The following is a 19,318-nucleotide window of genomic DNA, read 5'->3' as shown; positions in this document are numbered from 1 at the left end:
TAAACGTAAAGTATGACGATGAAGCAGAAGTGAGAGAGCTTAAGAAGATCTACATGTCTTTCTAATTTTATCTTAGTTAACATAATATATATTATAGGAAGTCATAGTAAATAATGAAATTCCGTCTCAATCGTTAAGTAAACTTAAGATAGTGAGACGGAATTAAAAATTATTTACCTAATAAGCTTCTGACGTCTTCCGTTAATTTATTATCACTTATCAAATAGTTTTTAAACTTCTTGTTCTCATTGTCATTTCTCGAAATGACAATTGAATCATCATCTAAGTTGATACGCATTTCTTTTCCAGTTTTAAAGTAAACAATCAGATCAGCTTTATCAACGCTTACTCGGTGTGTTGGAACTTCTGTTATTTTGCTTTTGCCGAAGCTGTTGATCCACTTGATTAACGTTTCTTCATTTTCTTTCGATGTGACCACTTCGTTAGCATTCGTTGTTTTACTATGTAAGTGGATTTCATAAATGTTCTGTTCTTCGATTTTCTGGTGCAAACTGATATCGAGACTAATTGCACTCGCAGTGTTTTTATATTTATCGTTCTTATAGTCTACATAAATTTCAGCAAGTTTTAGATAACTAAATGCAAGAACAGAGAAAAGTAGGATGGTTAAGAGTCCTTTTGTGGCTTTTTTCACAATCATCACCCGCTTTCCTTATCTAGCGACTACTGTATAAATCCAACCTCTTCTATCATAACAAAAATTCTGATTCTTCGCGTGATTATGTAAGAACTTCTATAAATGACATTGTTTTGTTACAAAATTTCCTCATTAGGTACTACACTAATCGCAGAAAAAGGCGCCAGTTGTATAGCGCCCTGCCTCCAATTTCTATTTTCTAAACGCGTTTTCTAATTGTTTAAGACCTTTTTCAAGCGTGGAGCGAGGACAGGCGATGTTAATTCGCTCAAACCCCTTCCCTCCTTCTCCAAATATATATCCTTCATCAAGTGCTAACTTTGCCTCGTTTTGTATAAACGCCTCTAATTCTTCATGATTTAGTTGAAGAGATCGAAAGTCCAACCAGACCAGGTACGTTCCTTCAGGCTGAATCACACGAATTTCAGGCAAGTTTTCTTTAATGAATGACGTTAGATAGGATAAGTTATCTTCTAGATAAATAAGGAGTTCATCTAACCACTTTTCACCATGCGTGTAAGCCGCTTCTATCCCTAGAATTCCAAGCGCGTTTGGAGCAAACAATCCCAGCTTTTTCATATAATCTTCGTACTGCTCCCGCTTCTTTTCGTCCGGTATAACGATCGTCGATGCTTGTAAACCTGCAATGTTAAACGTCTTACTCGGTGATATACACGTAATGGTATGTTCAGCAATGTCCGATGAAAGCGTTGAAATAAGGGTGTGTTTGTACCCTTTAAAGATTAAATCAAAGTGTATATCATCCGATACGATCAACACGTCATGCTGAACACATAAATTCGCTAGAGTTGTTAATTCATCACGCGTCCATACGCGACCTACCGGATTATGAGGATTACAAAGTAGTAGCATTTTAACCGCTGGGTCTTTTACCTTTTGTTCTAAGTCCTCAAAGTCCATCTTATATGTACCTGACTCTAGAACAAGCGGATTGTCCACGACGATTCGATCATTCTTCTCAATCATATCCCGAAATGGATAATAAACCGGTGATTGGATTAGAACTTTATCATCTTTTGAGGTATACGTATTGATTGCTGCAGCGATCGCAGGGACAACACCAGACGTAAAAACGATCCAATCGTTATCGATCGACCAATCATGCCTTCGCTCTAACCAGTCTTTCACCACGTTTCTCGTATTCTGTGTCGGCATCGAATAGCCAAAAATCCCATGCTTCACCCGCTCCATAAGCACTTCTATCACTTTCTCAGGAGCTTTAAAATCCATATCCGCCACCCACATAGGAAGCAGAGCTTCTTTCTGAAAAATGTCATCTGTATGATCCCATTTTACTGAATGAGTATTGTGTCTATCTATTTCTTCATTAAATGAATTCATAAGATCCCTCCGTAAGGTAGTCGTCATCACTAACTTTATCAAAACGAGCTGAACGTGTCTGAAATAACGCTTATGAAAAGTAGATAGGCGTATTTATGAGCAAAACATTACAATGTAATGATAAAATAGGAGTCAATGTTAGGATTAAGCGAGGTAATTAACATGAATACATTGCATCATGCGTTTTGGAGCTACTTCTTCTTTCGGAAGAAGCAACGGAAAACGGTCAAGTCGATCGTGATCGGTGGAATCGCTCCTGATATCATCTATTATGTCATGTTCCTATACTTATTAGCTGAATACGGAGTCCAAAGATTATTTGGTTCACAAGAGGCGTTTTCGATGCATGGTTTCGTTCATGTCTTATTTGACCACCCTGTCGTAGATGTCTTGAGGAAACTCGGACATTCCTTCGTAATTTGGTTCATCGGGTTTATTGTCCTTATGTTATTGCATAAAGGGTTCAAACTAACGCCACTCTCTGGCTTTATTTGGGGATGGTTCCTCCATGTGTTCGTTGACTTTTTAACACATATGAATGACGCTGTTCCAATTTTTTATCCAATTAGTGATCGTGTTATTCCTGGTATTGTTTCCTATTGGCATTCGGATTACTACGGCACTGAATTTGGTGTGACGCACTCTATCTTACTAGTCTCCACCATTATCTATCTCGTGATTGAGAGGCGCAATACAAAGAAAGCTAAAAAGCGTTTAAGCGATGAAAAACTTGAACTATAAAAAAGATCCTGCCATCGCGGTAGGATCCTTTTTGTTTATTTCTTCTGTAGAGTTGGGTCTTTCTTAGCGTATTTATTTCGTATCAATATTGGGATAACAGACAAGATCAAGAAGACGATCACTGCACTAGCAATCACAAGCGGATCTCCTGATACAAGACTACTACCTAGAAAGTTATAAGCAAACGTGCCTGGGATTATTCCGATCAACGTACCGAATAGGAATGATGAAAACTTAACTTTTGATAATCCAGCTGAATAGCTAATCAGATCAAAATTAAACAAAGGTACAAAACGGAAAAATAGAACATAGAAAAAGCCATTCTTCTCAAGCTGCTCTTGTAATTTACGTCCTTTCCCTTGCCAGTCTTTATTTGCGATCGATTTTCCTAGCGTTCTCGCCACGACGAATGATAAGACGGCACCTGAGGTTGCACCTAAGACCGTATAAATTGTTCCAAATAAAGACCCGAAAGCGAGTCCTCCAGCGATCGATAAAACGGATGCTGGGAAGAAAATGAGCGGACGAATCGTATAGATCACGATATATACAATGGGAGCTAACACTCCGAATGATAAAATCCAATCTCGTATATCGTTCACTCGGAAATCTAAGTAGGTACGGCTAAACCAGATGAGTCCAATTACTACTAAGATGATGCCGCCCCACTTTAACCAGTTACTTGGTTTTTTCATAGTTCCATCCTTTCTACTTTAGCCTCTACTCTACCTTACTATACTGTAACGTTGATTGAATGTAATTAGGCTTACAAGAAAAGAAGTGCCGATTTTACGCTACGAGAACATTTGTTTGTATACAAAAAATAATGTTAGGAGCATCAAGCTACTCGATATGACTGATTCCCCTTTAGAAGCGGTTTTTAAGTAGAGTGGAAAGCGAACTCTGAGCGGAATTGGATAAAATAACTGTATTCCTCTCACCGTTAGTGCATCTAGAACTATGTGACTGATAATACCGACGAGCAAGCCGATTTGAACAGTCTCGTAGTACATAAATGTAAACGTAGATGTGAGCCAATAAACTAAGATTAGAAATAATAGACTATGTGTGATCGTTCGATGACCAAAGAACCGACTTATGTTTTTAGATAATATTTTCGCTTTTCTACCTGTCCACGAGCCCGGGTGACAGATATCGGGTAACAAAGCTCCGAACAAGCAGCTACCGTAAAATACGATGAGCTCTGGAACCGGTAAGACTTCCGTTATGTAATAGCTGTGAGCCGCTGCCCCCATACAAAGACCACCCATCAAGTGGGTTTTTCCTTCCATTCTTCTCAACTCCCTAGTTGTTTTATTCTTAGATGATTATGGTGCGATTTTTCCGGAGGGGCAATCATACGTTCGCATCCTTTAGTATAGCATACTTTTTTCCATAAAAAGAACCTGTTCACTAACTGAACAGGTTCACATTCGTTTTAATCAGTATTTGATTCTTTCTTTAATTCACATGCATTGCCGGTGTCAGCAACATCAACGATAAACGATCCGTTGCTATACCTGTCATTCGGTCGGTAGCTTGAAGGGTCAATTTGTACTGGTTCTCCTTTTTCAGTCCGAACTATAACAGTATCACCTTTTGTCACGGTTTTAACGCCTACCACTCGATGCGGGTTCGATTTCAACTCTCTTAGCATGACGACGCCTCGTTTTGCACGGGAGGCTAGATCGAATTCACTTAACGGCATTTTCTTAACCGCTCCCCGATGAGTCAAGAGGAATAAGTCAAACTTCGTTGTTGTATCAAACAAGATTCCGCTCACAACAAAGTCATCGTCTTTTAAGTTAATTCCTTTCACACCACTTGCACGCTGACCAACGACATTTACTTCTTCTTCTTTAAATCGTAATCCATAACCAAAATGAGTTGCAATAAACACTTCGTTCTTACCATTCGTCACATACACATCTACTAGTTCATCATCTTTTTTAAGCTTGAGTGCCATCAACGGTTTAGAATACCGCTGAGCTTTGTATTGAGATAGTTCCGTTTTCTTAATCATCCCTTGCTTCGTTACGAATACGAGGAACCGTTCATCTTCAAATTCATTGATCTCCATCGCTTCAATGATCCGCTCGTCTGAATCGATCGGACATAGATTCGCAACATGCTGACCTAGATCTTTCCACCTGATATCTGGTAGTGCGTGAACAGGTAAATAGATGTAGCTTCCTTTATTCGTAAAGAGCAGAATGGTATTGGTTGTATTGCTATCAAATTGGCGCAGTAAGAAGTCTGTTTCCTTCATTCCGAAGTCTTTTCCGTTCGAAGCAGCATAAGACCTTGGACTCGTACGCTTAACGTATCCATCTTCTGTGACAGTAACGATCACATCCTCTGAAGGGACCATCACTTCAAGGTTCACTTTGATTTCTTCGATTTCTTCTTCGATTCGAGTCATACGCGCATCTGCATATTTCTTACGGATTTCAAGAAGTTCTTTCTTAATAACCGAAACGAGTTTCTTCTCACTCCCGAGAATCGACTCGAGTTTTTTAATCAACTTATCCAGATCATTGGACTCTTTTTCAAGCGTCGTGATATCTGTATTCGTTAAACGATAAAGCTGCAACGTTACGATGGCTTCCGCTTGAGCCTCTGTAAAATCATATTCACTAATCAAGTTGTTTTTAGCGTCACGCTTATCTTTTGAAGAGCGGATCGTAGCGATCACTTCATCTAAAATCGAAACGGCGCGTATTAACCCTTCCACAACATGTTGACGAGCCTTTGCTTTTCGAAGGTCGTGTTCAGAACGGCGGGTTACGACTTCTTTTTGGTGTTCGATGTATGCTTTCAGGATTCGTTTCAATCCCATTTGCTTCGGTGTTTTATTATAAATGGCGACCATATTGTAGTTATACGTGATCTGTAGGTCAGTCGCTTTATACAAGAATTTAAGGATGCCTGATGCATCTGCCTCTTTCTTCAGTTCAATAACGAAGCGAAGTCCCGTCCGATCCGTTTCGTCACGTACTTCAGAAATGCCTTCAACTTTACGGTCGACCCGTAGTTCGTCGATTTTCTTTACAAGATTCGCTTTGTTTACTTCGTATGGAATCTCTGTTACGACGATTTGCTGGCGGCCACCTCGTAAATCTTCTATTTCGGCTTTTCCTCTAAGGATGAATTTTCCTTTACCAGTTTCAAAAGCTTTCTTAATTCCTTCCGTTCCTTGCGCTATTCCGCCAGTAGGGAAATCTGGCCCTTTGATGACCGTCATCAACTCTTCTACAGTGACATCCGGGTTTTCCATCTGCATAACAGCAGCATCAACGACTTCTCCAAGATTATGTGGTGGAATATCCGTCGCATAACCAGAAGAGATTCCCGTTGAGCCATTTACGAGTAGATTCGGAAAACGAGCAGGAAGAACAATCGGTTCCTCCTGCGTATCATCAAAGTTTGGTGCAAATTCAACTGTATCTTTTTCGATATCTCGTAATAGTTCTGAAGAAATCGCTGCAAGACGTGCTTCCGTATAACGCATCGCGGCAGGTGGATCTCCATCCACACTACCGTTGTTTCCATGCATTTCAACTAATACGTTTCGCACTTTCCAATCTTGACTCATACGTACCATCGCGTCATAGACGGATGTATCACCGTGCGGGTGATAGTTACCTATAACGTTACCGACTGTTTTAGCAGATTTACGGAACGGTTTATCTGCGATGTTTCCTTCATGATGCATCGCGTAAAGAATACGTCGCTGCACGGGTTTAAGTCCGTCTCTAGCATCAGGAAGTGCTCGATCTTGAATAATGTATTTACTATACTTACCAAATGCATCACCAAGGACGTCTTCTAGTGGTAAATCTAAGAATTTCTCTGCGTTAGCCAATGTTACGCCTCCTCAATGATGGAAATATTCTCGTTTTCGATGATGTTGGTATCTTCATTTAATCCAAAGGCCACATTTGATTCGATCCATTGTCTTCGGGGTTCAACTTTGTCCCCCATGAGAACCGAAACGCGTCGTTCAGCTCTTGCAATGTCTTCGATCTTCACACGGATCAACGTGCGGCTTTCTGGGTTCATCGTCGTTTCCCATAATTGATCGGCGTTCATTTCACCTAGACCTTTGTAACGTTGGATCGTATAGCCTTTCCCGACTTTTTTCATCGCTTCTTTCATGCCTTCTTCGTCCCAGGCATATTCTACGACTTCTTTCTTCCCTTTTCCTTTACTTACTTTATAAAGTGGAGGAAGAGCAATAAAGACTTTGCCATGTTCGACAAGCTGCTTCATATAGCGATAGAAAAACGTTAGTAGAAGAACTTGAATGTGAGCACCGTCCGTGTCAGCGTCTGTCATGATTACGACTTTGTCATAGTTCGTATCTTCGATGTCAAAGTCAGGACCTACCCCTGCACCAATCGCATGAATGATGGTATTGATCTCTTCATTTTTAAAGATGTCTTGAAGCTTGGCTTTCTCCGTATTGATGACCTTACCTCGTAACGGTAGAACAGCCTGAAAACGACGGTCTCGCCCTTGTTTAGCCGAACCTCCGGCTGAGTCACCCTCAACAAGATACAGTTCATTCTTCTTAGGGTTACGAGAGGTCGCTGGGGTTAGCTTCCCGCTCAAGATCGTTTCTTTACGTTTTCCTTTTTTCCCAGATCGCGCATCTTCACGTGCTTTCCTTGCTGCTTCTCTTGCTTGAGCCGCTTTTATCGATTTCTTAATAAGCATCTCACTCGTCGATGGATTTTCTTCTAAGAAGTAAGAAAATTGTCCAGAAACAACAGCATCAACTGCGGAACGCGCTTCACTTGTACCGAGTTTGCTTTTAGTTTGTCCTTCGAATTGAAGTAAGTGCTCTGGAATACGGACCGATACGATCGCAGTAAACCCTTCTCGAATATCGTTTCCTTCGAGGTTTTTGTCTTTTTCTTTCAATAAGTTCACTTTTCTAGCATAATCATTGATCACACGCGTGATTGCAGTCTTCATACCTGATTCATGCGTACCGCCATCTTTTGTTCGAACGTTGTTAACGAACGAAAGAACGTTTTCAGAAAAACCGTCGTTATATTGAAACGAGAAGTCGAGCTCGATTCCGTTGTTCTCACCTTCGAACGTTACGACGGGATGTAGCGTTTCTTTGTCTTCGTTTAAATAATCGATGAACGCTTCGATCCCTGTTTCAAAGTAAAATTGCTCGCTACGATCATGACGTTGGTCTTCTAGCGTAATCTTCAATCCTTTAAGAAGAAAAGCGGCTTCGCGAAGTCTCTCACTCAACGTGTCGTAGTTATAATTCAATGTGCTAAACATCGTTGTGTCTGGCTTAAAATGAATCAATGTACCCGTCTTACGTGTTTTTCCTTTGTTTTCAAGGGTTGTTACCGGTTTACCGCCGTTTTCAAAACGCTGCACGAACGTAAAGCCGTCACGGTGGATCGTCACTTCGAGCCATTCAGATAAGGCATTTACGACAGAAGCACCAACACCATGCAAGCCTCCACTCGTTTTGTATCCGCCCTGACCGAACTTACCACCTGCATGAAGGACCGTTAAGATGATTTCAGGAGTTGGTTTACCGAGCTTATGCATCCCAACGGGCATCCCACGGCCGTTATCCTGAATGCTCACACTGTTATCTTCATAGATCGTTACTTTGATTTCATCACCATGTCCAGCAAGGACTTCATCTACTGAGTTATCTACAATTTCATATACAAGGTGATGAAGACCTCTTGAATCCGTGCTCCCAATATACATACCAGGACGTTTCCTAACCGCTTCAAGACCTTCAAGCACCTGAATCGAATCATCACTATATTCGTTTGCTTGTTTTTGTTTCGTTGCCATGTTTTTCCCCTTTCAAAACTCTGTATAGAATAGCCTACCATATGAGAACATGTGTTTCTATCTCTTTTTCTCTCATTTTGTTCAGCATTGCCAGATAGAGGCTGTTTTTATAAGTTGTCGACCGATTATCGACGGATTACCGTTTCAATAAGGTTGCTGTATATAAAAAATCCTGCACAGTGGCAGGAGAGAAAAACATCGAACCGTATTGTACCTTATTGTCTATTCTTCATCAATTGTTTTTAATCTATGTACATTTCCAGGTTCATACCCGATCGTGACGTGATCTCCTTCATCGACCTTGTTCCATTTTGATTCATCGGCTAAATAGGGAGTTTTGTTTACAATAAGATAAAAATAAGGTTTTTCGACCGCATCGATCGTCTCTTCATCGTTCCCGCTCTTGTCATTTGTCTTTTCAGTTAGTTGGGGTTCTTCATATCGCACCATTTTCTTTTGTACTTCACCAGTAACAAAAACAAGTTCATCCTTTTGCTCATTTGCAAAGGCAGTTCCTATTGCAAGGACGATGCAAAGGGATAAAACGACTAGAATGGTTCCCCTCAGTAAGTTCATACAGAGGCTCCTCTCAACGTACTTTCGTAATAAGTTTACCATACATTGTGGATTTAAGTAGTAGTTTTCAAGGCAACGTCCTACAATTCCTTCTACGCCTATTGGGTTTCACGCTAACATAAATCATATACAATTTTAATAAATGTTCCTGACATCGAAGTGCTGTTAACCTCTTTTTTATTTGTTAACTTACACAAAAATTAAGTTGACACTATGACGGAAATCTTTTACGATTCTTTATAGAAACCGAAAGAGAGGGCTAACTATGAAAAAAATGAGAACGATTGATTTAGTATTCGCTGGAATGTTTGCTGCCTTGATGGCAGTCGGAGCAAATATCGCACAATTTTTAGTCGTAGGTGGCGTGCCGATTACGCTACAAACATTCTTTGCTATATTAGCAGGGCTATTACTAGGTAGCCGACTAGGCGCAATTTCAATGACTGTCTACGCGTTAGTTGGTTTCGTAGGTGCACCGGTCTTCGCTCAGTTTACAGGAGGTCCTGGTATTCTGTTCAAACCGACATTTGGATTTATCTTATCGTATATTTTAGTCGCTTATATCGCAGGAAAGATCATAGAATCAAAAGCAAAGCCTACTTTACGAACATTTATGATCGCTAGTTTCACAGCATTTATTCTTAACTACGTTCTAGGAACAAACTATATGTATTTTGCTTATAAATTCTGGGCGATGGCGCCTGAAGGATTCACGTATGGTATGGCTTGGATGTGGATGCTCGCTCCGCTACCCAAAGATATCATCATGTCAATCGTCGCTGCTGTTATGGCACCACGCATCTACAAAGCAGTGAATAAATCTTCTCAGCGTTCTGAGCGTAGAGTCGCATAGTATAATGACAAAGAGAGCTTATCCCGCTGATAAGCTCTCTTTTTGATGCTGTATTACCCTTTTAACGCTTCGGTCTTAACTCTTTCCATAAACTCGTGTACCACTTTATTGTTACTTTTCTCACTACCTAACTTCAACATAGCCCTTCCAACAAAGTTAACACCTTTGTTTTGACCTTCATATATAAATTTAGTGGTAGTCTCATCAAGTTTAAGTAACGTAAACGAAAGTGTGATCTCAAACGCTTTTCCCAATATAAAACTTTGTTCTTTGTGTTTTTTGTCCGGGACATCTTCATATGCTAGTGTTTCGACAATGTAGGTTTCAAGCCGCTTTCCTTCACGATACGTTTGCTTATGCTTTGCCCCTGCCTCATCCTCCTTCTTTTCGATCAAAATATGTTCCTCTACTTTCGGCATGATCCGTTTGATGTTTTCATCTAAAAACAATCTCCATACGTTCTCTATGTTCTTCTCAATAATCATTTCTTCTTTCCATTGAATCATTCATCGTTCTCCTTTCCAGATGCAAGAAACTCATCAATCTCCTCAAGCTGAAGATAAAGATCTTCTATCTGCATAGTAATCTTGTTTCTTTTTTGAAGTAATAATTGTTCTAAGTTAGCAAAAGACTCGTCCTCCATCACACCGATCATTTCTTTTATTGAAAAACCTAACCTTCTTAACTTCACTAGGAGGATTGCTAAGAAGTAGCTACCGTCATCGTAGTACCGATACTTGTTAACTGGATCAATGTAAGCGGGTTCGAGTAACTTTACTTCTGCGTAGTAACGTAATGTTTCTTTACTTAATCCCGTCATCTCGGAAAAATCACTAATCTTGTACATTCTCTCACTCCCACCTATATCATAAACTGTGGGGTACACCACAAGGTCAACGTTATTTTATTATTTTATCGAATTAGAAGCCAATATACGAAAACGTTCCATATCTCTCAATCTACACGATCGTTCAACTGATAGGTAGAAAACCTTCTCAAGAACTAGTATGCGGTCATTAGAAGCAAAAAAATCACACCAGTAGATAGGTGTGATTTCGGATATCCTTTCATGCTTACCCACTCTGTGTCTGGCTCGATTTTTTCGTGTTCAGTAGTAAAGAAGAAACAAACATAAGTCCTAGGAACACGATGATTAAGCTAAATCCTCCTTTGTTGCCGAATATCTCTGACACAATTCCGATCAAATACCCTGCAAGTCCTCCACCGATTCCAGCTGCTACATAGATTAGGCCAAGCGCAGAGCCTGGGTTTTTCGAAATGCTCGTTCCGAATGCTGTTGCGGTTGGAAATAGCGCTGAGAAAAACAAACCTGCCCCTGCAAATAGATAAGGCATTTGGTTTGCGAACAGAAAGCTAATGCCAACGATCAGCACTGAACCGAGTGAAAATGTGATCATGATCAATCTTTCATTTATTTTGTTCGCGAGATACGCGACCCCTAGTCTTCCAATCATAAAGAACACTGAGAAGAGCGATAGAATCGTTGCGACCATATCAGACTTCGCTTCTTGCGAGAGACCACCGAGATCTAACGACTTCAAATATGTTGGAAAGAAATTCGTAAACGAAACCTCTGCAGAGACTTCAAAGATAAGAAAGAACATGAGAAAGACCATCTGAGCGTCTTTTATCATTGGGATAAATGCTTTTAAGTTAACTTTTTGAGGCTTCCCTTCTGGAAACGCAACGGATGTGACATAGAAGATCACGATCACGTTAAGAGCGGCGATTCCTACATAAAAGTATCGCCATGACCCAAACTGGAATAAGAAATTTAAGACTTGAGGGAATAAGACCATTCCGAGTCCATAGATCCCCATAGCAAGGTTAAACATCTGATTTTGTTTATTCGGGTATGCAGCAGGAACGATCGCATTCGATGCAACACCTAGAGCTCCAAGCCCAAAGCCGATCAGCATATAGAATCCTAGAAAGAACGTGATGTTTGGTGCGAACCCCGTACCAAGGAATCCAAGCCCCATTAAAGCTGTTGCAAAGATCACCATTATGCGAAGTCCTTTTTTATCCGTTAAATAACCAAAGAGTAAACTCGCAAAGGTAAAACCTAGCTGGAAGATAAAGACCACCAGTCCAAATTGACTCATATCGAGCCCTATGTCGGTTTCTACCTGGTTCAGAACAATTCCTTTTGTATTCGTTACTCCTCCTGAAATAAACTGTGTAAATAATAGGATGATGAGAGCGTGAATGCTATTTCCTTTTGACATGTGTGTAACCTCCAAGATGTATTCTAACCGGGGGATTCCACCGTCTACACACGCGTAAACGTGTTTGAAAATTTATTACATTCTTGTAAAACGCTCTCATTCCTGCCATGCCCAAATTTTCGAATCAAAAAAAAAAAAAAAAAATGACAGAGGCATTCCGCCTCTATCATTTATCTCATTTGGTAGACTGTAAACGTAGCGATGAAGTAGATGATGACGATGGTGAGTGGTGGGAGCACGTAGTAAAACGTCGTTCTGTGATTCCTTCTCGTAATACTATATAAAATCACAAGGATGACAACGACTGACGAGACAGTCGTAATAATGTTCGACATACTAGCGTGTCTAAAAATATTCGTCTCGAGATACAACACATCCGTAAAAGAAAGCAGCATGATATTGAACGCGTTGCTTCCTAGTAATGAGCTTACTCCCATGTTATAGTTTCTCAATTTCAGCGCGGTCGCAACACTCACAGCATCAGGAAGCGACGTGCTAGCACCTACTAAGAACGAGCCGACAAACGAAGCCCCAAGACCCGTTTCGGTTGCGATTCGATCAGCCGTTAACGTCAGGACTGTTCCCACGATCATGATCCCTACTGCTGAAAGGATAAATCTCGTCAGGACCTTTTTGTACGTAAAATCATTGTACTGTTCATTTTTCCTGCTCTTTCGCTTCACTTTTTCTTCCGTTTTTTTGTTGATCAACTTGATTCCTACAAGATACACGAAGACAAGGATGACAGAGCTATATCCAATATGGAACACTGATGCAGGTAGCGTAAGAGATAGACCAGCTACTACAATCAATGTCATCACGATCACTAAGTAGATATAGAGTTTACTACCAATATCCGTTTTACCCATGATCTGCTCTTTCCGGTACACAATATCAAGTACTGCAAGCGCTAAAAGGTTAAATAAATTGCTTCCTAACAGATTTCCGATAGCAAGGTCAGGGCTATCGATCGCAATAGCCGTCACACTTGAAGTCAGTTCTGGCAAAGATATAGCAGCACCTATGATGATCCCCATAAACGCTGATGAGGTTTTTGTTTTCTCACTAAGGGCATCGCCGTACATAGCGAGCCGAGTCGCTACAAAGTATGTCGCGATTGCTGCAATGATAAATAAGACAAAGACAAGGAATAAGTTCATTGTGTGTGGGTCTCCTTCAAGTTTCATTCATCTTAATCTATTACCTGTTCCGTTAGGAGTTAAACTTAGAATAGAGGATATTATGAAGGAGAAGGAGAGACACAACAAAACCCGCATCGTAGCGGGTTTTGTTCACTGTATCTTTTTTTCAGGAGTAAGCAGTTCGAAGTTCCTCCATTCATAAGGTAACAACTGTTGATATCGCTTTTCTACGTAACGGCTGTCGATCAGCACTAGAATTCCTTTATCCGTTTCAGAACGAATCAATCGTCCGCCTGCTTGCTGAACTCGATTCATTCCTGGATAAACGTACGTATATTCAAATCCATTCTTCCCGTCAAGGTCAAACCGTTCTTTCATCAATTTGCGCTCAGTATCAAAGTTTGGTAATCCAACTCCTACAACGACTACGCCAGTCAGTCGATCTCCTTTAAGGTCGATTCCTTCAGAAAAGATCCCCCCGAGTACAGCAAAACCAGCGAGGCTTTTAGAACGTCCAGATGTGAATGTTTCTAAATACTGTTCCCGCTCTTCTTCAGTCATGTTTTGATGCTGAAGAATCGTGTCGGTGTCAATTCTTCTATCTTTATACGCTTCATAAACGCGTTCCATATACCCGTAGGAAGAAAAGAAGAACAAGTAGTTGCCTTTTCTTTTTGTCACAACATTTTCAAGTAGATCGATGAGTGGCTCCAAAGTTTCCTCGCGATCTCGGTATTTCGTAGACAACGGGGCGATATAAACACTCATATTCTCTTCCGGAAAGGGAGAAGGGACCGTTACTTGATAGTCATCATCCTCCCAACCAAGCATGTTTTGATAGTAGGACAGTGGTGAGAAGGTAGCTGAAAAGAAGACGGTCGACCTGAAACCGTTTCGCATTCTAGAAAGTTGATTTGAAGGGTCAAAACAGAATAATTTCATGCTAGCTTCAGATTTCCCCGCTTGAACGAGAGTGAAAAAATGATGGTCGTATAGTTTCGCAATCCTTATGAAATTTTGACATGTAAAATACACATCTAACAGTTCTTCATCATTCCCCTGAAGTAACAACTCCTTCTCGCACACTGAAACAAACGTATCGAGGTGAACGAGTAATTCTTCATCAACATCAGTTTGAACAACATAACCGCTCTGAGCGGATTTTTTATAATCGATAAATAATTTGTTGATAGAGGAAGCGGCATTCGAAATTTCTTGATTAGTCGATCGATAGGATCGTTTTAGTTGTAGGAACGCAGATTTATGCAATTCTGCAGAGAACATCCCCCTTGCTCGATCAACAAGGTTATGCGCTTCATCGATCAGCACCGTTGTTTGTTTCTTTTGCTCTTCAATCAACCGTTTCAACGATACGCGCGGATCGAATATGTAGTTATAATCACATATCACGGCATCTGCAACGTAGGCAGCATCTAGGGAAAGTTCAAAAGGACAGAGTCGATGCTTATGTGCATAGCCTTCAAGGACCTCTCTCGTAATTCTCGTTTCGTTCCTCAAGAGGTCTAATAGCCCCTCATTAATACGATCATAATACCCATCTGCATATTCACAATAATCCTTTTGGCAAATCGTTTTCTCTTTAAAACAAACTTTATCCTTCGCTGTAATGGTAACGGATGTAGCAATGAGACCTTTATCTTCCATCATTTTAAACGCTTCTTGTGCAGTTTCGCGTGTGATTGTCTTAGCGGTTAAGTAGAAGATCTTCTGTCCATGTCCTTCACCGATTGCTTTTATCGTCGGAAAAAGCGTGCTCATCGTTTTTCCGATTCCTGTAGGAGCGGAAGCAAAGAGTGTAGCACCTTCTTGGACGGTTTTATAAACAGATCCAGCAAACTTTCGTTGTCCTTCTCGATAGGTTTCAAACGGAAACGTCAATGAACGACTACTGTCTATCAACCGATGATGATGGTCAACTTTCCATCTTGCGAAAGGCGTATAGCGCTGTATGACTTCACTTATAAAGTGCGAAAGGTCTTCAAGTGAGTATGAATTGGTAAACGTTCGGACTTCCTTCGTTGCCGATTGGATGTATGTCAACTGAACGGAAATAGTAGCCTGGTCATACTTCATCATCGCCATGTAGGCATAGCACTTGGCTTGAGCCCAATGAACGGGATAAGAGTTTTCGTTTATTTCCTCAAGTGGAAGTGAAGTTGATTTAATTTCATCGACAACGTACGAATCATTTCTCTTTAATAGACCATCACATCGGCCTTCAATATAAAAAAGGAGGTCGTCGTATTCAAACTCCATCTCAAATGGAACTTCTTTTTGATCCTGTTCACCATACTGTTTTTGAACGTATTGATGTAGCTTTGTCCCTTCATGCATCGTAGTCGCCGTTCGAAAGCGTGCGTCTATGCTTCCACTTCGAAATGCATATTGAACGAGCGGTCGAACGGAAACCTTTATTGATTCGTGCATATCATCACCTGATCTATGTATTTACTACCTTTCATTATAACAGGTGCTGCAAAACAAAAAGAGCTCTGGCTATTAGCCAGAGCTCTAAATATTAGTTTACATCGATCGCCCAGTTTCCATTTCGGAAAATGGCTTCTGTCGTCCCATCTTCTTGAACGCCATCGATATCAAGTTCACCAGATCCCATCATAAAATCAACGTGCGTGATACTATTGTTCACGCCATTCTGATCTAGTGCTTCATCATCCATATCTGCTCCGCCTTTAATGCTGCTTGGGTATGCTTTACCAAGCGCGAGGTGACAAGAAGCATTCTCATCGTACAGGGTGTTAAAGAAAATGAGACCTGATTGAGAAATAGGCGATTCGTGTGGAACGATTGCAATCTCCCCTAGTCTTTTCGCACCCTCATCCATGTTCAACAAGCTCTTAAGCGTCTCGATTCCTTCTTCTGCTGAATAATCAACCACTTCACCATCCTTAAACGTGAGAGAGAAGTTATTGATTAAGTTACCACCGTAACTAAGAGGTTTTGTACTCGAAACCGTACCGTTCACGCCATATTTGTCTGGAAGTGTGAACACTTCTTCCGTAGGCATATTCGCATTGAATTCGATCCCTTTCTCAGAAAGAGATGAACCGCCTTTCCAGATGTGTCCTTTTGGCAATTCGATCTCAAGATCTGTACCCGGTGCTTTGTAAATGAGCTTTTTAAACTGGCGATCGTTTAATACATCTCTTGCTTTAGCAAGGGTAGCGTTATGGTCATTCCACGCTTCGATCGGATTATCCTTATCTACACGAGTAATCTTAAAGATTTGCTCCCATAGCTTTTCGACCGCTTCCTCACCGTCTGACTCAGGAAACACTTTTTTCGCCCATTCTTCATTGGGAACAGCGACGATTGACCATGTGATCTTGTCGTTCATCGTATATTTACGGAAGTTCTTCATCGCTTCTCCAGCTGCTTTGTTAGAAGCTGAGATGCGGGATGAGTCGATTCCTTTAAGTAGATCCGGGTTTGTAGAACGAATCGAGAGTAGTGCAGCGCTCTCTTCAGCAAAATGATCGAACATCTTCACACGCCATTCAGGGACGTTTTCTAGCACATCCTGGGCTGCATTTTCATACCATAAACGATCAAGAGTATCATCTGTCCAATTAATATGTACGGTTTTCGCTCCGATTTCATAAGCGTTCTTTGCTACCATCCTTGCGAAGTCAGCGCTTTCAACTGGCGCATTCACAACTAACATTTGATTTTCTTGTAGGTTAACTCCTCGTTTAAGCGCAAGCTCTGCATATTTTTGAAGCGTTTCTTGTTTTGACATGTACATTCCTCCTTGTTTGACAATTTAAGTTTAACAAAAGTAATCGGAATTGTCCTGCTGAGTAATAACCAGAAAGAGGTGCTACTATGACGGAAGAAAGAAAAGGCCATGAAGAGTGCCAATGCGATCATACGATAACGGTGATGGGGACGGGCACGATCGACGTCACACCAGACCGTGGAATCGCTGTTCTTGGGGTCGAAACGCTGTCTGCTTCAATCACCGAAGCACAACAAGAAAATGCCTCTACAACAACTAATATCGTTGCTTCGTTAAGAGGAATGGGAATACCGCCACATAACATCGGAACGGCTGTCTACAAAATAGAAGAAGAATATAAGTATGAGGATAATAAGAAGATTTTCCTCGGTTACAAGGTCACACATTTATTAAAAGTGGTGATCGATGACGTTGCATTAACCGGGAGAGTGGTCGATACAGCAGTGTCGGCTGGTGCCACGACCATCTCTAGCATTACGTTCGATGTGCGTAATAAAGAGCCGTATTACGAAAAAGCTCAAAGACTCGCCATACGCCAGGCAAAAGCAAAAGCAGAAAACATCTCAGAAGCGCTTGGACTTTCACTCCCCTCATCACCACACAAAGTGATTGAAGCAGGCGTTCCAGAGACGATTACTCCTAGAAATATCGCTTACTCATCTGCAACCCCTATCCAACCTGGCCAAATTGCAATTACGGCAGATATCACGCTCATTTATCTTCTAAACAAATAAAGACGTCCACTGTTGGACGTCTTTACTTATTTCGTCATCGCATGCTCAACTTTGATGCAGCGATCCATAACCATCGTCATGTTGTGCTCTTTGCCATATCGATAGGCTTCCTCATTGGCGACTCCAAGCTGTGACCAAAACACATCAGCACCAATGTCCACAGCATCTTTCATAATGTCAGGTAGAAACTCACTCCGTCTAAATACGTTTACGATATCAACGTGTCCTTCGATATCTTTTAATGAGTCAACTGCTTTCTTGCCAAGCGTCTCGTCGATCGTCGGATTAACGGGTATGATTTCATAACCGGCATCTTGCATCGCCTGTGATACCATATACGACGTACGAGAAGGGTTATTCGAAAGTCCTACAACGGCAATCCGTTTATTGTCCTTTAAGATTTTCTTAATCTCTTCTCGAGATGGGTTTTCAATCGCCATTTCATACACCCCTTTTTCTTAGTTACCACTATTATAAAGTTTTCCTCAATCAAGCCCTATTAAAACGCTCAACGATTAAGTAATTCCTTAAGAGAGTGTAGAATAAGGTCAGGGCGATTCAGAGGAACATGATGGCCTGATCCTTTTGCAACACGGTAAGTACTATTAGAAGCTAAGAGCCTTTGCTCTTGAATCAACTCACTCCAAACCGTTTCCATCTCTTCCGCTTCATCTTTTACAGTTCCAGCATCGATTTGCTCCCGGATACTATGTTTTTTATCTCTCGCTATGATTACGAGTGGAACTTGTGGAAACGATCGATTATGTAGCGATGCAGCATACTCCTTCCAAAGTGAGAGTTCTTTCCCAACTGTTTGATATAAACTTGGGTTGAGATCGTGATCATATAATGCCTGTTGAATAGTGTTGTTCCATTCTTTTTGTTTTGGATGGAGTTCAGGTGGTTGTTCGAGCTCTAGCTCTGTAGGAGTTAATGCAGACAACCTCGAGCACATCTTGAGCCAATACTCATCAGTGTTGGTTTCATCACTTGACTTCACTTCATCTAAGCGGTGCATGTTAATCGATGTTGAATCGATCAATAACACCCCTGCTACTTTCTCTGGATAATGCATCGCAAATCCTTGAGCGATCAATCCACCGTACGAAAAACCTGCAAGCATAACTGCTTCGTCGATAGAGAGCGCTTCTAATAAAGAATAAAGCTCTTCGTGAGGGGTTGCTAACGTGTGGTTCAATACAGGCTCTGACCTTCCATATCCGGTTCGGTTATAAGCTAGAAATGAAAAGTCAGAATCCATTAGTTCGTTCCACTCATAAAGTGATCCGCCCATTCCTGTTAACAAAACGATCGTCTTTCCAGTTCCTCTCCTATAGTAATACTCCTTGATACCATGTGATGTGGTAGTAAGAGACGTTTCCAT

The 19,318-nt window shown here is 41.0% G+C and carries 18 protein-coding genes; 3 read left to right on the top strand and 15 right to left on the bottom strand.

The window, feature by feature from the left end:
- Window positions 1–169: 169 nt before the first annotated feature.
- Complete coding sequence (locus ACXADT_RS13190) at window positions 170–661, bottom strand: hypothetical protein (protein WP_270182224.1); 492 nt, start codon at window positions 659–661, stop codon at window positions 170–172.
- A 189-nt stretch (window positions 662–850) separates the two neighbouring features.
- Window positions 851–2,020 carry a MalY/PatB family protein gene (locus tag ACXADT_RS13185; protein ID WP_474831518.1) on the bottom strand — a complete coding sequence of 390 codons (1,170 nt, stop codon included), beginning with the start codon at window positions 2,018–2,020 and terminating at the stop codon, window positions 851–853.
- Between the two features lie 162 nt (window positions 2,021–2,182).
- On the opposite strand from ACXADT_RS13185, the gene ACXADT_RS13180 reads away from it, so the two are divergent.
- Window positions 2,183–2,761 (top strand): hypothetical protein, encoded by a 579-nt coding sequence (locus ACXADT_RS13180; protein ID WP_474831517.1) that lies wholly within the window; start codon window positions 2,183–2,185, stop codon window positions 2,759–2,761.
- A 35-nt stretch (window positions 2,762–2,796) separates the two neighbouring features.
- Here the strand turns inward: ACXADT_RS13180 and ACXADT_RS13175 are convergent, their stop codons facing one another.
- The 5 genes from ACXADT_RS13175 to ACXADT_RS13155 all read right to left on the bottom strand — a co-directional run bounded on the left by ACXADT_RS13175 (window position 2,797) and on the right by ACXADT_RS13155 (window position 9,178).
- Window positions 2,797–3,456, bottom strand: a complete 660-nt coding sequence (locus ACXADT_RS13175) for a TVP38/TMEM64 family protein (protein ID WP_474811678.1) — start codon at window positions 3,454–3,456, stop codon at window positions 2,797–2,799.
- A gap of 99 nt (window positions 3,457–3,555) precedes the next feature.
- On the bottom strand, window positions 3,556–4,053 hold the full coding sequence (locus ACXADT_RS13170) for a metal-dependent hydrolase (RefSeq protein ID WP_474831516.1): 498 nt from the start codon (window positions 4,051–4,053) through the stop codon (window positions 3,556–3,558).
- A 146-nt stretch (window positions 4,054–4,199) separates the two neighbouring features.
- The gene (gene parC, locus ACXADT_RS13165) at window positions 4,200–6,626 is read right to left on the bottom strand and encodes a DNA topoisomerase IV subunit A (RefSeq protein ID WP_474831514.1); all 2,427 of its coding nucleotides are present in this window, start codon (window positions 6,624–6,626) and stop codon (window positions 4,200–4,202) included.
- Between the two features lie 2 nt (window positions 6,627–6,628).
- Window positions 6,629–8,602: a DNA topoisomerase IV subunit B gene (gene parE, locus ACXADT_RS13160; RefSeq protein WP_270182230.1), complete on the bottom strand. Its 1,974-nt coding sequence runs from the start codon at window positions 8,600–8,602 to the stop codon at window positions 6,629–6,631.
- 222 nt (window positions 8,603–8,824) lie between these two features.
- The gene (locus ACXADT_RS13155) at window positions 8,825–9,178 is read right to left on the bottom strand and encodes a hypothetical protein (protein WP_270182231.1); all 354 of its coding nucleotides are present in this window, start codon (window positions 9,176–9,178) and stop codon (window positions 8,825–8,827) included.
- A 274-nt stretch (window positions 9,179–9,452) separates the two neighbouring features.
- Between ACXADT_RS13155 and ACXADT_RS13150 the strand changes: the two genes are divergently transcribed.
- Entirely contained in the window at window positions 9,453–10,031 is a 579-nt protein-coding gene (locus ACXADT_RS13150) for a biotin transporter BioY (RefSeq protein ID WP_474834539.1), read from the top strand.
- 53 nt (window positions 10,032–10,084) lie between these two features.
- On the opposite strand, the gene ACXADT_RS13145 is transcribed toward ACXADT_RS13150, so the two are convergent.
- The 6 genes from ACXADT_RS13145 to ACXADT_RS13120 form a co-directional block, all read right to left on the bottom strand.
- Complete coding sequence (locus ACXADT_RS13145; protein ID WP_474831513.1) at window positions 10,085–10,537, bottom strand: SRPBCC family protein; 453 nt, start codon at window positions 10,535–10,537, stop codon at window positions 10,085–10,087.
- Window positions 10,534–10,878 carry a MerR family transcriptional regulator gene (locus ACXADT_RS13140; RefSeq protein ID WP_474831511.1) on the bottom strand — a complete coding sequence of 115 codons (345 nt, stop codon included), beginning with the start codon at window positions 10,876–10,878 and terminating at the stop codon, window positions 10,534–10,536. The genes ACXADT_RS13145 and ACXADT_RS13140 overlap by 4 nt, the downstream gene beginning before the upstream one ends.
- Window positions 10,879–11,104: 226 nt before the next feature.
- Window positions 11,105–12,280: an MFS transporter gene (locus ACXADT_RS13135; RefSeq protein WP_270182234.1), complete on the bottom strand. Its 1,176-nt coding sequence runs from the start codon at window positions 12,278–12,280 to the stop codon at window positions 11,105–11,107.
- A 170-nt stretch (window positions 12,281–12,450) separates the two neighbouring features.
- The gene (locus tag ACXADT_RS13130; RefSeq protein ID WP_270182235.1) at window positions 12,451–13,440 is read right to left on the bottom strand and encodes a sodium:calcium antiporter; all 990 of its coding nucleotides are present in this window, start codon (window positions 13,438–13,440) and stop codon (window positions 12,451–12,453) included.
- A gap of 132 nt (window positions 13,441–13,572) precedes the next feature.
- Complete coding sequence (locus ACXADT_RS13125) at window positions 13,573–15,870, bottom strand: ATP-dependent DNA helicase (protein ID WP_474831509.1); 2,298 nt, start codon at window positions 15,868–15,870, stop codon at window positions 13,573–13,575.
- Window positions 15,871–15,961: 91 nt separating this feature from the next.
- On the bottom strand, window positions 15,962–17,200 hold the full coding sequence (locus ACXADT_RS13120; protein WP_474831507.1) for an aminopeptidase: 1,239 nt from the start codon (window positions 17,198–17,200) through the stop codon (window positions 15,962–15,964).
- 86 nt (window positions 17,201–17,286) lie between these two features.
- On the opposite strand from ACXADT_RS13120, the gene ACXADT_RS13115 reads away from it, so the two are divergent.
- Complete coding sequence (locus tag ACXADT_RS13115; RefSeq protein WP_270182238.1) at window positions 17,287–17,934, top strand: SIMPL domain-containing protein; 648 nt, start codon at window positions 17,287–17,289, stop codon at window positions 17,932–17,934.
- A 26-nt stretch (window positions 17,935–17,960) separates the two neighbouring features.
- On the opposite strand, the gene ACXADT_RS13110 is transcribed toward ACXADT_RS13115, so the two are convergent.
- A complete protein-coding gene (locus ACXADT_RS13110; RefSeq protein WP_270182239.1) occupies window positions 17,961–18,374 on the bottom strand; it encodes a CoA-binding protein in 414 nt (137 codons plus the stop codon).
- Between the two features lie 68 nt (window positions 18,375–18,442).
- Window positions 18,443–19,318, bottom strand: coding sequence for an alpha/beta fold hydrolase (locus ACXADT_RS13105; RefSeq protein ID WP_474831505.1), 876 nt, complete (start codon window positions 19,316–19,318; stop codon window positions 18,443–18,445).

The organism is Anaerobacillus sp. ABR4_321 (genome assembly GCF_056158505.1).
Note: the sequence above shows the minus strand (reverse complement) of the source record. Positions and strands in the feature narration are given on the sequence as shown.